Raw genomic sequence first — 15801 nt, forward strand, 5'->3', positions numbered from 1 at the left:
AAACTTAATCCCAGCTCTGGGATTAAGTTTTTTTTATTTGGATAATTGGATGATTTCTCTCTGTAAAAATGAAGAAAGCGGGCCGATAAATAAACTAGTTTGATAGAAACCAATTGAATCAGAAAGAGGAGAAGGAATGAAAAAGAGATTCGTTGCACCTATGTTATTGTCCGCCGTTTTCCTTGTCTTTAGCACCGTTACACAGCACGCCGAGGCCGCATACAGCGACTACTCCGTTTACGAGCTGGAAACGAAGCAGCAATTTGCTTCTGAGAACGAGGCGCTTCAAGCGGCAGCGAAATTGAAAAAGGATACGGGGTGGCAGGCTGACGCAAAGAAAGCCGGAAATGCGCCGCTCACTTATCAAATCTCAGCTTCAGGCTTACACGATGAAACGGATGCGAAAACCGTGCTGAAAGACTTTACGAAGCAGACGGGCGTGGCCGGCACTTACAGCGCAAGCGGAAGCAAACAGCCGTACGTGACCGTCACATCAGGCGTTCTATCAGACGAGCGGCAGACGAAAAATCTTCTTGCCGAACTGACGAAAAAAACGGGCGTGACCGGCGCCGTCAAGCCGGCGGGGACAAAACAGCCGTATATGCAGGTCGTGACTTCTGAGATGGCGGCCGATGCGGATGCAAAAGCGCTCTCGCAAGCGTTGACGAAGCAGACGGGCGTGAAAGCGTCATACCGTCAGATCAAACGGGAAACAGCCCGGTTTCAGATCCAATCGGGAACAATCTCCGGCGATCAAAAAGCCGCTCAAATTCAAACTGATTTTCAAAAGGAAACAGGATTGCAGTCGTCGCTGAAAGTCACGGCAAAGGCCAGTCCGAATATCACCGTGACAGCCTCTGGCATTTCAAATGCAACTGATGCGGCAGGTTTAGCGAAACAGCTGCAGCAGAAAACAGGCGTCAAAGGGAACGTTCAAAAGTATGCCCAAAGCAAAACAGCAACCGTGTATAACGTGCAGTCAGGATATTTTAACGGAGTAAGCGCCGTACAAAATGCTACCACCCAAATCAAGAAGAATACGGGTGTCAGCGGAAGCTATCAAAAAGCCGGCAAGAAGAATAATTACACGGTCGCGATGAGCGGACTGACGGCTAAACAGCTGCAAAGCGTGCAAGCTTTCTTTAAAAAGAAAAAATGGCATTGCGACGCATCGCCTGTCAAAAAGACAGCATCAGTGTCCGTTTACCGGATCACGGCAGGGCAGCTTACCGCTGCAAAGGCAGAACAAACGGAGGCGTTTTTCCGCCAGCAGCATGTAAAGACGGCAAGAACAGCGGCGGGAAAAACAGCAGAAAACGAATATCAGCTGCTTTCTCAGCAGACGGCAGACCAGTCGAAGATAAAAAAAGGATTGAATCTGCTGGCGGGATATAAACTGACTGCCATTTCAAAAACGATATCCAAGCAGACGGACACAACGTACCAAGTCACAACCGAATCACTGCTTGATACGGCAAAGATCAATCAATCGCTGGATTTTTTTAAAGGGAAAAAAGTATCCGCCTCCGCACAGAAAACAGGTGAAGCGGCGTATACACAATTCAGAATTGAAACGGCACCGCTGCTTAAGAAGGAAGACATTGACCGCGTGACTGCTTTTTTCAAGCAAAACAAAGCGGCCGGCACTGTGAAGGAGACGGGGAAAACCGGCTCTGCACAATACGTCATCAAAACCGAAACATTCAGCAGTAAAACCGTTTTAAATAAAAGCATGAGCTTTTTCAGCGCCAAACAATTACAGGCCGGCTATACGAGTGAAAGCCATCCGGTTTATGAACTCCGCATTCGCAATCAATTCACGGGAGCGCAGTCAGCGGACTCCGCCTCCCAAAAGCTGAAAAAGCTGTACGGATGGACGATGGCTATTCTGAAAATAAAAAACGGACCGCAAATCATGAATACCAATTACAACATCTCGCTGGCAGATATGGTCAAAAAACAAATGACAGTCAGCCCGCAGACTGATGCCGCGGCTTATGCATCGCTTACGTACATCAATACGGCCTCCGGAACGGTCACAGCCGACGTCCTGAACGTCCGGTCAACCCCGGAAGTCAGCTCCGGCAATATTATCGGGCAGTTGAAAAAAGGCGATAAAGTCAGCATCACAGGCCAGACAAACGGCTGGGCCAAACTCAGCATGGGCTGGAGAAACGCCAGCAGTGACGAAGTCGGGCAGTACGTCAATCCGGCTCACTTCGCACAAGACAGCAAGTATTACTTTCAATTTCTGAAGCTCTCTCAGACAGCCGGACTGAACGCATCGGAACTGAATCAAAAAGTGCTGGTCAATAAAGGAATACTGACAGGGAAAGGCCAGGCCTTTATTACAGCCGCCGGCAAATACAGCATCAATGAAGTGTATTTGATTTCGCATGCTTTGCTTGAAACGGGCAATGGCACGTCAGAGCTTGCGAACGGCATTATGTATAATGGTAAAAAGGTTTACAACATGTACGGCATCGGGGCTTATGACAGCAACCCGAATTACTACGGCGCACAATACGCATATAAGCAAGGCTGGTTTACTCCGGAAGCCGCGATTATCGGCGGAGCCCAATTTATCGGTGCGTCTTATATTCACAATCCCTCATACGAGCAGGATACGCTGTATAAAATGAGATGGTCTCCAGCCGCGGCTCATCAGTATGCGACAGACATCGGCTGGGCGTATAAGCAGGTAAACCGCATGTACAGCTTATACTCACTGCTGGATGACTATACGCTTTACTATGATGTTCCCGTGTATATGAAAGTATAAAAAAAGGGCTGAAGTGTATACTTCAGCCCTTTCTTCATGCAAAAAACACCCGCCTCAGATTCAGGCAGGTGCTTCAGCACAATTTTTCATTTTTGTTTCCGCAAATTTCAATAACGCTTCACTCGAATTCCCATCTGAATACATATTCCATTTGTCCGAGAACCGCTTCATTTCTTCTGCACGAAATGGCTTTTTCGTCATTTCCTCCAGAAGAGCTTCGCTGTCATGACAAGCTTTTCCGGGAATGACGGAAGTATAATTGTCGATTAAACCGCGTTTTCGATCATATTCCTCCAGATCATACGTGAAAAAGAAAATCGGTTTATTTAAGAGCGCGAATTCAAAAGGCACGGAAGAGTAATCCGTAATTAAAATATCAGCCGCTTTCAAGAGATCATGAAGACGCATGTCAGACACGTTCTTGATCAATTCGCTTTCAAACGAAGCCGAAATATGATGCAAAACGGCAGGATGAAGCTTTACAAGCAGCATATACTCTCCGTTTAACGCGTTTGTAAGCTGTTCTTCGGTGAATGGCAGCCGAAAGGACTGCATATCATAATCCCTGAATGTCGGTGCGTACAGGATGATTTTTTTCGGCCATTTGTGCTTCAGTTCGGGCTTGTGTTCTTCATAATACACGTCAGTCAGGGGGACACCCGTTTTTAACAGCTGGCTGTCCCGTATGCCGAACGACTTTTTAAAAACGTCAGCCATCGCGTCTGAACCGACGGTGACAAAGTCAAACGAGCGGTACACTTTTTTAAAACGGCTGATGTCTGATGCCGGACGGTTTTGATTCGTCACATCCTCAAGGCCGAACTTTTTCAAAGAGCCGTTCGCATGCCACACTTGAATACATGTCGTTTGCGGCCGGCGGTTTAAGACGCTTGTCATGAGGAAATAGTTATCCGTTATCACCGCTTTGCTCTTAAAAAGGATCAAAACCGCCTTCAAAAGATGCAGCGGATGTTTTTCGTTCAGATAAAAAGAGCCGAGTCCTTCCAGCTCTTTTTTCAGACTGACGGCGTGTCTCGTATACAAAACCGTCACTTCATAAGAAAGCGATTCAGCGTGCGCTTTGTAAGAACGGATGAGAGCCTGTGCATTCTCTTCAAAAGATACCAGCAGGGTCAGATGGTTCTTGGGCTTTACAGGCTTGAACAAAACGCCCAGAACAGACAGATATATAGAATAAAAAGCGGCGAATAAAGATCGCAAGTTCATAGATTACCAATCTCTTTTGCTGTTTTATTTGTTTAAAGCTGTTTCGTTTGATCTTCTGCCTGCTCGGAATACAGGCTTTTATTTGATTTATTATTTCTCAAAACGGTAAAAGCATACTTCGGAATGTTCAGCATCCTTTTCCATCTCCACGGATTCGTCACCAGTCTGTACAGCCATTCCAGATTCGTTTTGATCATCCATTCAGGGGCGCGTTTCACCGTTCCGCTGAACACATCAAAGCTTCCGCCCAAACCGATCGATACAGCCTGAGGGAAAAGATGTTTGTATTCATAAATAAATTGTTCCTGATGGGGATATCCTAAGGCGACAAACACGAGATCGGGTTTCGCCCGGGAAATCTGTTTGGCGACGAAGCGTTTATCCGCTTCATAACCGTTGCTGGCTCCGACAACCTCAATATTCGGATACTCTTTGCCGATCCGGTCCAAAACGGCGTCAAGCACGTCTTGCTTAGCTCCGTATAAAAATATTTTTTTAGACTGCCGGTTTGCGAGACCAAGCAGCGACAGAAACACATCGAATCCCGCAATTCTTGATTTCAGCGGGTGCTGCGTCAAACGTGACATTAACACGACGCCGATACCATCCGGCAGGACGAAATCCGCGGAAGAAATGACTTGATGATAACCTTTGTCTTTCGCCGCAGCGTATCCGATCTCAGGGTTGACCGTCGCAATGACGGCTCCTTGCTTCTGTGCGATATAATAAGTGTCTAAATATGAAATAAACTCCTGTAAATTTCCATTAACATAAGAAAGGTTGTGCACCATTTCAGTCTGCATCTGCCGTCCTCCTTTTTGTACGGGATTTTCTTTCATTTTTTCGTGACTTAGGCTAAGCTTTATTTTAACATAATACCTTCAGATAAACTTAACAATAGTTTTACAAAAATATAAATAAGATAACAATTTCTTTAATCAACCGCGCAAAAACCCTGCTAAACTCCTATTGTAATAACATTTGTTAATAAGTGGAATTTAACTTCGTTTTACATTGGCTTAACCTTTTCAGGGCTATGTGATATAATGAGGTTCCATGAGTACGAAATTGGCACTTTAGTGATTAAGGATACAGCTGCGCAGCATTTCAGGGCAGTTGCTTGTTATACGTATGATGATAGAAAGGAGCTTTTGTTTCATGAAGAAGGTCATTACTTACGGAACGTTTGATTTACTGCATTGGGGTCATATTAAACTGCTTGAGCGCGCAAAGCAGCTTGGAGATTACCTAGTTGTTGCCATCTCAACAGACGAGTTCAACCTGCAAAAACAAAAAAAGGCCTACCACAGCTATGAACACAGAAAGCTGATTCTGGAAACGATCCGTTATGTCGACGAAGTCATTCCGGAAAACAGCTGGGATCAAAAAGTACGTGACGTAGCGGATCACAACATCGACGTGTTCGTAATGGGAGACGATTGGGAAGGCAAATTCGATTTCCTTAAAGATCAATGCGAAGTCATCTATCTCCCTAGAACCGAAGGCATTTCCACCACACAGATTAAAAAAGAAATTGCCGGGGTGTAATTGAAACATTCGGATATACAGATGATAAAGAAGTACTCCCTCCGGATAGGGAGTACTTCTTGTAATATAAGGTTATTTTCGCTATATTTGTTATGCGCTTTTGAAAAAAAGCTAGACAATAAGAGGAGAATTTAAAGATGAATCTTAGTAACTTTTTTAAGTTGAATAAAAAAGAGTCCAAGCCGTCCATAGAAGAACGCGAATATACCATTTTAAACAAAGAAGCATTGGCGGAAGAGAAGAAGGTAGCGGTAGTCGTTCCTGTTTATAATGCAGAAGAATATGTAAGGAAAACAGTTGATTCTGTGATCCTTCAAAACATCGGCTTTCAGCATATTTCTTTAATTCTGGTAGATGATTGCTCTACTGATGATTCCAGAAACATCCTGACTGAGTACGCCGAATTGTATGAAAATATTACAGTCGTCTTTTTGAAAGACAACACGGGAACTCCGGCTTATCCGAGAAACTTGGGAATTGAGCTGGCAAATGCGAAGTACATTACATTTTTGGATGCGGATGATTGGTTTGCGCCGAACGGGGTTAAAATCTTATTCGACATGCTTGAAAGAGATCATGTAAATTATGCGGTCGGAAAAACGATCGAAATGCAGGTGAACGGTCAAAAAACGATCGGGAAACATGAGTCTTCGCTGAACAGAGCGAAGGTATCGCCTTTTTCAATCCGGCATATTTTCTATCATCTGGGCCCGCGGGCAAGAATGATGAACTTACAATTTCTAAAAGATAACGATATCAGATATCCGGAAATGAAATTTGCTGAAGATAAGCAATTTTTTATGGATGTTCTTTTGGCGTGCGGAGATATTTCAACGTCAACCGAACCGGTCTATTATCTGAACAGAATGGACAATAATGAGTCGCTGACAAAGCAGACCAATATAATGGAAAAAACCGACACGAACATAGCCGTAATGAAGTATATTCTGAACAAAAAATTAGATACTGAAAAAGAGAAGATGGCGATGAACCGCCTGATTGAATTCGATTCCATTACGCGGCTTTTCGATCGGATGCACTTCCTGAAAAGCGAAAACAAAGAAGCCTACTACAATAAATTCAATGAAATTCTGAATGTGTTAAAGAAGACGAAATACGATATTTCCGAGACATTTTTTCATCCGATTCATAAAACAGCCTACCGTCTGCTGACTCAAAAACGGTATGATGAGGTCGAAAAGCTGTTCCGCTGGTCCAAAAAAGAGCCCGATAAAAACATCGTGACGAAAGACGGACTGGCTTATTTAGAAAGCCCGCTGACGGATGAAGAAAATAAACTGGTCGAACTTCGCATGCACGGAGAAACGGAAAGCGCGGTGTTCGCCGATCATAAATTCACCGTTACGTTCCGCTTGTTCGGACAGGACAGAAATAATGCCCAATATATTCAGTTTCAGCACAGAGATAACATGAAAGTACACCACCAGTTTCCGGTTCAGTCACTGGGAGACGGGCGGTACGTCCTTGAAATCCCGTTAAGTGACATTGAAAAAGTCGGACTTGGCGGTTATATTATGTATGTCATTTATAACGATTATGAACGTGTCATGTTAAACAGAGAAGACGGTGAAAAGGTGACGGCAGAAGCGAACGGACTGCAATATCAATTCTACCGGACGGTGAAGGAGAACCTTTCACTGAAAGTAACAAAATGATGATTGTGATTGGATATGTTTAATTGAAACAGAGGAGTAGACTTATTTTATGGGTATAGAAAATCCTGTCAGATACAAGTTAAAACATCTTAACATAAAGGAAGAGACATTCAGCATTACGATATCCTGTGAAAATGTCACTGCAGGGGAAGAGCCTTCTCTTCAGATTATAAATCGTAAAACAAAAGCGGAACTTTCCGTCCCTCTGAAACGGTTGGCCGGAGAGGGCGGAGAGTACCATGCTGTCATGAGCACGGATCTGCTTTCTGACCATACGGACGGCAAAGGATGTCTGGATTTCTATGTCTCCTTTATCAATGATGACAGTGATATCAGTAAAAAACGGTTAAAATCCAGCCTTGAACCTATTGAACTGTCTTCTTATAAAGATGAGGCTCATCATATGTACTTTTTCCCTTACACGACGAAGAAAGGGAATTTCTCCTTAAAGCTGCTGCAGAAAAAGTTCGTCACGCGGATTGATGAAATGGAGCTCGAATCTGACGGCAGCTTACATCTGAAAGGTTTTGCATTCCGGCTGAATGCGGCAGAAACCTTAAAGATAAAAGAAAAAAACCTGATTCTGAAAATGAAAAAAGGAAAAGAAGAGGAGCCTCTCATTCTGAAGTATCCGCTTCACGACGTGCCGAGACACGACCTTGATGAATATGTTCAGGACACAACGATGCTTGACACGATAGGCTTTGATACAAAAATTGATTTGAATGCCGTTTATAAAGAATTGAATCAGCAGCTCATCTTTCAATTCCATATTCAATTCATTTTTGAAGATGCCGGGACAGCTGAAGAGATTATCACCAACAGCAAACCGTTAAAGGTTCTGAAATCTGAACATGTAAACCCTAACCAATTCACGATTCTGAAAACGGAAAAAGGGCCTGCCAGATTTCACGTTTTCACGAAAAAGAAAACGAAAAATCTCCACCTGAGAATGAACGATTACAGCTTCAGCACCCGCGTGGAGTATTTTGTGAAAGGAAAGCTGAAACGGGGCGCTTCCTTTGTACGCAGGAGAAAGAATAAGCTGAAAAAGTTCATTGAGAAAAGAATACAGAACACTTACAAAGCAGGATTCAGATTTGCAGGAAAACTGCCTGTCAAACAGAAACTTGTCATGTTTGAAAGCTTTGCCGGAAAACAGTACAGCTGCAACCCGCGGGCGATTTATGAATACATGAGCAAAGAGATGCCGGAATACCGTCTCTGCTGGAGTGTAAACCCCGCTTACTCACAGACATTTAAAGATAAAGGAATTCCTTATATCGAACGCTTTACGTTCAAATGGCTGTTTGCCATGGCAAGAGCCGAGTACTGGGTTGTCAACAGCCGTATGCCGCTGTGGATTCCGAAACCTGAGCATACGACATATGTCCAGACATGGCACGGCACGCCTTTAAAGCGCCTTGCCGTAGATATGGATGAAGTGCATATGCCCGGAACAAACACTGAAAAATATAAGCGCAACTTTACGACAGAGGCTTCAAAGTGGGATTACCTGATTTCACCGAACGCATATTCAACCGAAATATTCGCCCGGGCGTTTCAGTTTAATAAAACCATGATTGAATCGGGATATCCGCGGAATGACTTCCTTCAAACGGATAACAGCCCTTCTGTCATTAAAGCGCTGAAAGAAAAAATGAATCTTCCGCAAGATAAAAAAGTGATTATCTACGCACCGACATGGCGGGATGACCAATTTTATAAGAAGGGAAAATACAAGTTTGACCTTGATTTAGACCTTCACCAATTGAGAGAAGCGATCGGCGACCGTTATGTCATTATTTTACGGATGCATTATCTCGTGGCGGAAAACTTTGATCTCGGACCGTATGAAGGATTTGCGTATGATTTCTCCAGCTACGAAGATATCCGTGAGCTGTATATGGTCTCTGATTTACTCATAACGGACTATTCCTCTGTCTTTTTTGACTATGCGAATCTGAAAAGACCGATGCTGTTTTATGTGCCTGATATCGAAACGTACCGGGATAAACTCAGAGGGTTTTACTTTGACTTTGAAAAAGAAGCGCCCGGCCCGCTTGTCAAAGAAACAGGTGACGTTATCAAATGGGTCAATGAAACGGAATCAGATGATTATAAGCTTCCGGATTCGTTCGGACCTTTTTACGAGAAGTTCTGTTATTTAGAAACCGGAGAATCGTCTGAAAAAGCCGTAAAAGTGATTTTCGGGGACAAGTAAATAAGTGTAAAAAAGCATAATTTAACCACGTTAATTATGCTTTTTTGCTTAAGTGACGGCATGTTGCGCTCATGGGACTCAGGCTTGTTATGAAGTGAAAAATACATCGTAATCTGTTACAATTATGAGCGGTGCTTTTGTAAGTCAAAGCTATTACCTAAAACTTACGACTAAGGAAGATTAGAATGAATGCATTGGTAAAAATTCTGAAAGAGCAATTCAACTCATTTCCGCTGATTATGCGGCTTGCAGTGTACGAAACGAAATCAAAGTATCAAGTGAACTATTTGGGTATATTGTGGCAGTTTCTCAACCCTATGATTCAAATGCTGGCTTACTGGTTCGTATTTGGTCTCGGGATTCGCGGCGGACATGATATGGTGCTTGGAAATGGAGACAGCGTACCGTTCATCGTCTGGATGCTGGCCGGCTTAATTCCTTGGTTCTTTATCAGTCCGACGATACTGGATGCATCTAACAGCGTTTTTAAACGGATAAATTTAGTGTCGAAAATGAACTTTCCGATCAGTTCACTGCCTTCTGTAGTGATAGCATCGAATTTATTCAGTTACTTTGTGATGATGGCGATTTATATTATTGTGCTGCTGAGCAACGGACTGTTTCCGACGCTTCACTGGCTGCAATATATTTATTACTTGTTTTGCATGATCAGTTTTATGTTTGCTTTCGGCCTGTTTAATTCAACCATCAGCGTATTAATCAGGGACTATCAGTTTTTGCTTCAAGCCGTCACAAGGCTTCTCTTTTTTCTTCTGCCGATTTTCTGGGACATTGCGGAGAAATTTGGAAACAGACCTGAAGTTTTGACCATCTTGAAGTTAAACCCTCTATTCTATATTATCGAGGGCTTCAGAGACAGCTTTATGGAAGGGCAGTGGTTTTTCCATGATGTGAAATACACGCTGTATTTCTGGTTCGTCACACTGCTGTTGTTAACAGTCGGTTCACTTCTTCATATGAAATTCAGAGATAAGTTTGTTGACTTTCTTTAATATAGTAAGGAGATTATACGATGAAACTAAAAGTTTCGTTCAGAAATGTTTCAAAACAGTATTTTCTATATAAAAAACAGTCTGACAAAATTAAAGGATTGTTTTTCCCAAACAGAAATCAAAAAGGTTTTTTCGCTGTCCGAAATGTTTCTTTTGACGTCTATGAAGGGGAAACGATCGGATTCGTAGGTATCAACGGCTCGGGAAAATCAACGATGTCCAATCTGCTTGCAAAGATCATTCCGCCGACAAGCGGTGAGATTGATATGAACGGGCAGCCGTCTTTAATCGCGATTTCTGCCGGATTAAACAATCAATTAAGCGGCAAGGACAACATCCGTTTAAAATGCTTGATGATGGGTCTCAACAATCGGCAGATAGACGAGCTTTATGAAAAAATCGTTGAATTCGCGGATATCGGCGACTTTATAGATCAGCCTGTTAAAAGCTATTCAAGCGGTATGAAATCCCGTCTCGGTTTTGCCATATCGGCGCACATGGACCCTGACATCCTTATTATTGATGAGGCGCTCTCAGTAGGGGACCAGACTTTCTATCAGAAATGTGTGGACCGCATTACGGAATTTAAAGAACGCGGCAAAACGATCTTTTTCGTCAGTCATTCCATCGGACAGATTGAGAAAATGTGTGACCGGGTGGCTTGGATGCATTACGGCGAAATGCGTATGTTCGACGAAACGAAAGCCGTTGTAAAAGAATATAAAGCTTTTGTGGATTGGTTCAACAAGCTTTCAAAGAAAGAAAAAAAGAAATATCAAAACGAGCAGATTGAAGGCAGAACGCGGGCAGCCGAGGAACAGAAAATCACTCAGGCGCAGCAAAAGAAAGCGAAGCCTAAATTCATTGCCAATACGATACAGATTACGCTGCTTGCATTGCTGGCTGTCGGCGCAGGCGCTTCGATGTTTTCAGACAAGCCTCTGCGTGCGATCACATCTTTCGGTGATGTCAAACAGAGCGATGCCGGCCTTTATGAGTCTGTGAATAAACCTGCTTTGGTAAAAGCTGAAAAGGCGGACCTTTACACTGAAAAAGATATAAAAGGAAAAGCCTCCGCAAGTGTAAGTTTCGGCACGAAGGTGCAGATAGAAGCCGAGAATAACCAAGCGGCCAAAGTGAGATTAGACGATAAAGAGTACTTTATGAAAAAGACTGATTTGCATAAAGTGAACGCTTTAAAAAAGACGGATGTTCAACTCAGCGATTTCAGCGGCAGTTTATCAAGCCAAACAGCAGAAGAGTTTCTCTCATATCTCAATAAAAGCCGGGACGATGTGCAGCGCAAATTGAAAAATCCAGCTGCGGGACAAACGGCTGACGGACGGAACGTATTAAAAGCATCCGATGCAAAAACGGATGTAGTGATTGACAATGATACAGTCTCCGAAGTGGTTTTTCATTTATCGCGTCCTGCAGACATCTCAGCTTTAAGTGAAAAAGGCGGCAGCAAAATCAATCAGAATTTGCTCATGCTTAAAAATCAGGAATATACTTTTTCTGTGAACAATGCTGATAAAACACTGACGGTAACGTCTAAAAAGTAAAGATCACATAAAAAAGCTGCCGGATTCGGCAGCTTTTTCTATTCGCCAGCTTCTTCTTTTTCAAGAAGATCCTTCATGAACGGAATTAATTTATGGCGGATATCCTGATCCTGTAAGGCAAATTCAAGCGTCGTCTCGATAAATCCTAGTTTTTCACCGACATCGTAACGTTTTCCTTCGAAATCATAAGCGAAGACACGCTGAATGTCATTGAGCTTTTGGATGGCGTCCGTTAATTGAATTTCTCCCCCTGCACCGACTTCCTGCTGTTCAAGGTACATGAAAATTTCAGGAGTGAAAACGTATCTTCCTAAAATAGCCAAGTTGGAAGGAGCTGTGCCCGGTTCAGGCTTCTCTACAAAATTTTTGACCTGGTAACGGCGGCCTTCATTTGTTAACGGATCGATAATTCCGTAGCGGTGTGTGTCGCTTTCAGGAACTTGCTGAACACCGATAATGGAAGACAATGTTTTTTCGTATTCATCCATCAGCTGACGAAGTCCCGGTTTTTCAGCCTGGACAATATCATCGCCGAGAAGAACGGCGAAAGGTTCATCGCCGATGAAGTTGCGTGCGCACCAAACGGCATGACCGAGTCCTTTTGGCTCTTTTTGGCGAATATAGTGGATATCCGCAATATTTGACGATTTTTTCACTTTTTGAAGCAGTTCGATTTTCCCTTTTTCTTCTAAATTGCGTTCCAGTTCAGGGGCATTGTCGAAATGGTCTTCTATTGCTCTTTTTCCTTTTCCGGTTACGATAATAATATCTTCGATTCCGGATTCGACAGCTTCTTCGATAATATACTGAATTGTCGGCTTATCAACGATTGGAAGCATTTCTTTAGGCATTGCTTTTGTGGCCGGCAAAAAACGAGTGCCTAAACCTGCTGCCGGAATAATGGCTTTGCGTACTTTCTTCACTGAATAACACCATCCTTGTTTCTGCAAAATCTTTTTTTCAGAACTATAACCTAGTCTTTTTCCACTTTACCACAATTGATTAAAATTCACACCTTTTAATCCGCTTTCAAAGAGTCTTGTAACGGTTTTTGCTTTGTTTGCCATTAAGCTTTACAATATCTAAGAAACGGCATAAATATGTTAACATGAAGGGATATCCGACATATAAAACGAGGTGCAGACAAACCGTTGAAAAAACTAAAAGTAATGACCGTATTCGGTACAAGACCTGAAGCAATTAAAATGGCTCCGCTCGTATTAGAGCTTGAAAAATATCAGGAAATTGATTCGCTGGTGACTGTAACCGCACAGCACAGACAGATGCTGGATCAAGTGCTTGAAGCATTCAGCATCACGCCTGATTTTGATTTGAATATTATGAAAGAGCGTCAAACGCTTTCAGAAATTACATCTCATGCTTTGCTGAAACTGGACAAGCTGTTTCAAGAAGTAAAACCAGATATCGTTTTGGTCCACGGAGATACGACGACAACGTTCGCCGGAAGCCTTGCCGCCTTTTATCATCAAATCGCCGTCGGCCATGTGGAAGCCGGTCTGCGTACGCAAAATAAATACTCTCCTTTCCCTGAAGAAATCAACCGGCAGATGACGGGCGTGATCGCTGATGTGAATTTTGCGCCGACAAGCCAGGCAGAACAGAATCTGCTTGCTGAAAATAAAAAGCCGGATTCTATATTTATCACGGGAAATACGGCGATAGACGCGCTTCAAACGACAGTGCGGGAAGACTATTCTCATCCGATTTTTGACAAGCTGGAAGGAAGCAGGATGATTCTTTTGACAGCGCACAGACGTGAAAATTTAGGCAGGCCGATGGAACAGATGTTTAAGGCCGTCAGAAGAATCGTTGAAGAGTTTGAGGACGTACAAGTCGTTTATCCCGTTCATTTGAATCCCGCAGTTCGTGAGGCCGCAGAAGCCCATTTTGCTGATTCGGACAGGGTGCATTTAATAGAACCTCTGGAGGTCGTGGATTTCCATAACTTCGCTGCGAAAGCAAATTTCATTTTGACCGACTCAGGCGGGGTTCAGGAGGAAGCGCCTTCTCTCGGAAAGCCGGTCTTGGTGCTTCGGGACACAACCGAGCGCCCCGAAGGAGTGAAAGCCGGGACATTGAAGCTGGCGGGTACAGATGAAGAAACGGTGTATCAGCTGACAAAACAGCTCTTAACCGATCAGGCCGAGTATGAACGGATGTCAAAGGCGTCAAACCCTTATGGTGACGGATCGGCCTCAAAACGGATTGCGGAAGAACTGCTTTATCGGTACGGCTATAGAAAAACGCGTCCGCAGCCTTTTACAGAATAAAAAAACTCTGCATCATATGCAGAGTTTTTTTATTATTTCAGGCTTTCTTTTAATTCTTTTTTGACTGAAGCGAGGCTTGCTTCATCTAATTTGTAATAATAGATATTGTTGATTCTCGTCCCCGTTCCCTTCAGTTCATGCTGAGTGACTTTGCTGCGGGCGTTTTTATAGTCAGTCATAACCGTCCACATATCATCGAATGACATGTTTGTTTTCATATTGTTTTCAATGACCTTAAACATATCTCCGAATTTCGTGACAGACGAGATGTTTGCCCCCTTAGAAATAATCCCTTCAATCACTTGGCGCTGCCGCTGCTGTCTGCCGAAATCCCCCCGGGGGTCTTCTTTTCTCATGCGGGTGTAGGCAAGTGCTTCTTCGCCGTTCAGGCTGATGTTTCCCTTTCCGAAAGAATGCCCGTCGTAGCTGAAGGCGAACGTGCTGTTCACCGTAATTCCGCCGAGTGTATCCACGGTATCTTTAAAGCTCTCCATGTTTACCTTCACAAAGTAATCTACCGGCACATCAAGCAGATCCTCGACGGTATCCGCGGCCATCTGCGTCCCGCCGAAGGCATAGGAGTGGTTGATTTTATCCATCGTACCTTTGCCGGAGATTTTCGTATACGTATCGCGCGGGATGCTGACCATTTCCGTTGTATTCGTTTTAGGATTGACGGTCATATAAATCATCGTGTCCGCGCGCCCTTTGTCATTTTTCCGCTCATCGACTCCCATGATTAAAACAGAAATCGGATCCTTCTTTCCGAGATCTATATCCGTGTCACGTTTGTCCGATTTTTTTAAGTCTTCCTGAATGCTTGCCACCGTTGAAGCCGCTTTGTGCCACAAGTAGTAGACGTAGCCTCCTGATGATAAAACTAACAGCCCGATGATTGTTACGATTGTCAGAAGAACCTTTTTCTTCTTTCTTTTTCGTTCAGCTCTCATTTGTCATCACCTTTTCTATTAACTTTCATGATGCAATTTACTAATCTTTATAAACCCAGTCATATTTTTACTTATAACCATGTAATAGACGAAATTCTTTAAAAAAAGGTTACAAAAAGACCTTAAAATTACCTTAAAAAAAAGTTAGTATAAGACGATACATAAAGATGAGGTGAAAAAAATGAAAAAAACTATTGCAGCTTCGTTCTTAATACTGCTTTTTTCTGTTGTATTGGCAGCGTGCGGAACGGCGGAACAATCAAAGAAGGGAAGCGGTTCTTCGGAGAACCAGGCTCAAAAAGAAACGGCATATTATGTCGGTATGGCGGATACGCACACAATTGAAGTAAAAGTGGATGATCAGCCCGTCAGCTTTGAATTTTCTGATGACTTCTCTGATGTTCTGAATAAATTCAGCGAAAATGACAAAGTCAGCATTACTTATTTCACAAATGATAAAGGCCAAAAAGAGATCAAGGAAATCGAGAAAGCAAAATAATACACCATGATCAGCAAAAGGCGGGA

At 43.2% G+C, this 15801-nt stretch carries 12 protein-coding genes; 8 read left to right on the top strand and 4 right to left on the bottom strand.

Annotated features, from left to right (window positions below):
- Positions 1–136: 136 nt before the first annotated feature.
- Positions 137–2782 carry an N-acetylglucosaminidase gene (locus ACWJJ4_RS02670; protein ID WP_454021403.1) on the top strand — a complete coding sequence of 882 codons (2646 nt, stop codon included), beginning with the start codon at positions 137–139 and terminating at the stop codon, positions 2780–2782.
- A 60-nt stretch (positions 2783–2842) separates the two neighbouring features.
- Here ACWJJ4_RS02670 and ACWJJ4_RS02675 read toward each other — a convergent pair whose 3' ends face one another.
- Positions 2843–4009 carry a CDP-glycerol glycerophosphotransferase family protein gene (locus ACWJJ4_RS02675; RefSeq protein ID WP_454021404.1) on the bottom strand — a complete coding sequence of 389 codons (1167 nt, stop codon included), beginning with the start codon at positions 4007–4009 and terminating at the stop codon, positions 2843–2845.
- 32 nt (positions 4010–4041) lie between these two features.
- A complete protein-coding gene (locus tag ACWJJ4_RS02680; RefSeq protein WP_015387615.1) occupies positions 4042–4812 on the bottom strand; it encodes a WecB/TagA/CpsF family glycosyltransferase in 771 nt (256 codons plus the stop codon).
- A 355-nt stretch (positions 4813–5167) separates the two neighbouring features.
- Between ACWJJ4_RS02680 and tagD the strand changes: the two genes are divergently transcribed.
- The 5 genes from tagD (at position 5168) to tagH (ending at position 12035) form a co-directional block, all read left to right on the top strand.
- The gene (gene tagD / locus ACWJJ4_RS02685; protein WP_003151361.1) at positions 5168–5557 is read left to right on the top strand and encodes a glycerol-3-phosphate cytidylyltransferase; all 390 of its coding nucleotides are present in this window, start codon (positions 5168–5170) and stop codon (positions 5555–5557) included.
- 137 nt (positions 5558–5694) lie between these two features.
- Positions 5695–7233, top strand: a complete 1539-nt coding sequence (locus tag ACWJJ4_RS02690) for a glycosyltransferase family 2 protein (RefSeq protein WP_014305939.1) — start codon at positions 5695–5697, stop codon at positions 7231–7233.
- 49 nt (positions 7234–7282) lie between these two features.
- Positions 7283–9457, top strand: a complete 2175-nt coding sequence (locus ACWJJ4_RS02695; RefSeq protein ID WP_326355157.1) for a CDP-glycerol glycerophosphotransferase family protein — start codon at positions 7283–7285, stop codon at positions 9455–9457.
- Positions 9458–9642: 185 nt separating this feature from the next.
- Positions 9643–10470 carry an ABC transporter permease gene (locus tag ACWJJ4_RS02700; protein ID WP_003151365.1) on the top strand — a complete coding sequence of 276 codons (828 nt, stop codon included), beginning with the start codon at positions 9643–9645 and terminating at the stop codon, positions 10468–10470.
- A 20-nt stretch (positions 10471–10490) separates the two neighbouring features.
- A complete protein-coding gene (tagH, locus tag ACWJJ4_RS02705) occupies positions 10491–12035 on the top strand; it encodes a teichoic acids export ABC transporter ATP-binding subunit TagH (protein ID WP_146284017.1) in 1545 nt (514 codons plus the stop codon).
- Between the two features lie 38 nt (positions 12036–12073).
- Here the strand turns inward: tagH and galU are convergent, their stop codons facing one another.
- The gene (galU, locus tag ACWJJ4_RS02710; protein WP_025853545.1) at positions 12074–12958 is read right to left on the bottom strand and encodes a UTP--glucose-1-phosphate uridylyltransferase GalU; all 885 of its coding nucleotides are present in this window, start codon (positions 12956–12958) and stop codon (positions 12074–12076) included.
- A gap of 228 nt (positions 12959–13186) precedes the next feature.
- Here galU and wecB point away from each other — a divergent pair, with 228 nt between their 5' ends.
- The gene (gene wecB / locus ACWJJ4_RS02715) at positions 13187–14326 is read left to right on the top strand and encodes a non-hydrolyzing UDP-N-acetylglucosamine 2-epimerase (protein WP_003151368.1); all 1140 of its coding nucleotides are present in this window, start codon (positions 13187–13189) and stop codon (positions 14324–14326) included.
- Between the two features lie 32 nt (positions 14327–14358).
- On the opposite strand, the gene tagU is transcribed toward wecB, so the two are convergent.
- Positions 14359–15276: a polyisoprenyl-teichoic acid--peptidoglycan teichoic acid transferase TagU gene (gene tagU / locus ACWJJ4_RS02720; RefSeq protein WP_071392375.1), complete on the bottom strand. Its 918-nt coding sequence runs from the start codon at positions 15274–15276 to the stop codon at positions 14359–14361.
- A gap of 181 nt (positions 15277–15457) precedes the next feature.
- Here tagU and ACWJJ4_RS02725 point away from each other — a divergent pair, with 181 nt between their 5' ends.
- Positions 15458–15775 (top strand): hypothetical protein, encoded by a 318-nt coding sequence (locus ACWJJ4_RS02725; RefSeq protein ID WP_003151370.1) that lies wholly within the window; start codon positions 15458–15460, stop codon positions 15773–15775.
- Positions 15776–15801: the final 26 nt, after the last annotated feature.

This window comes from Bacillus sp. JK62 (assembly GCF_053663455.1).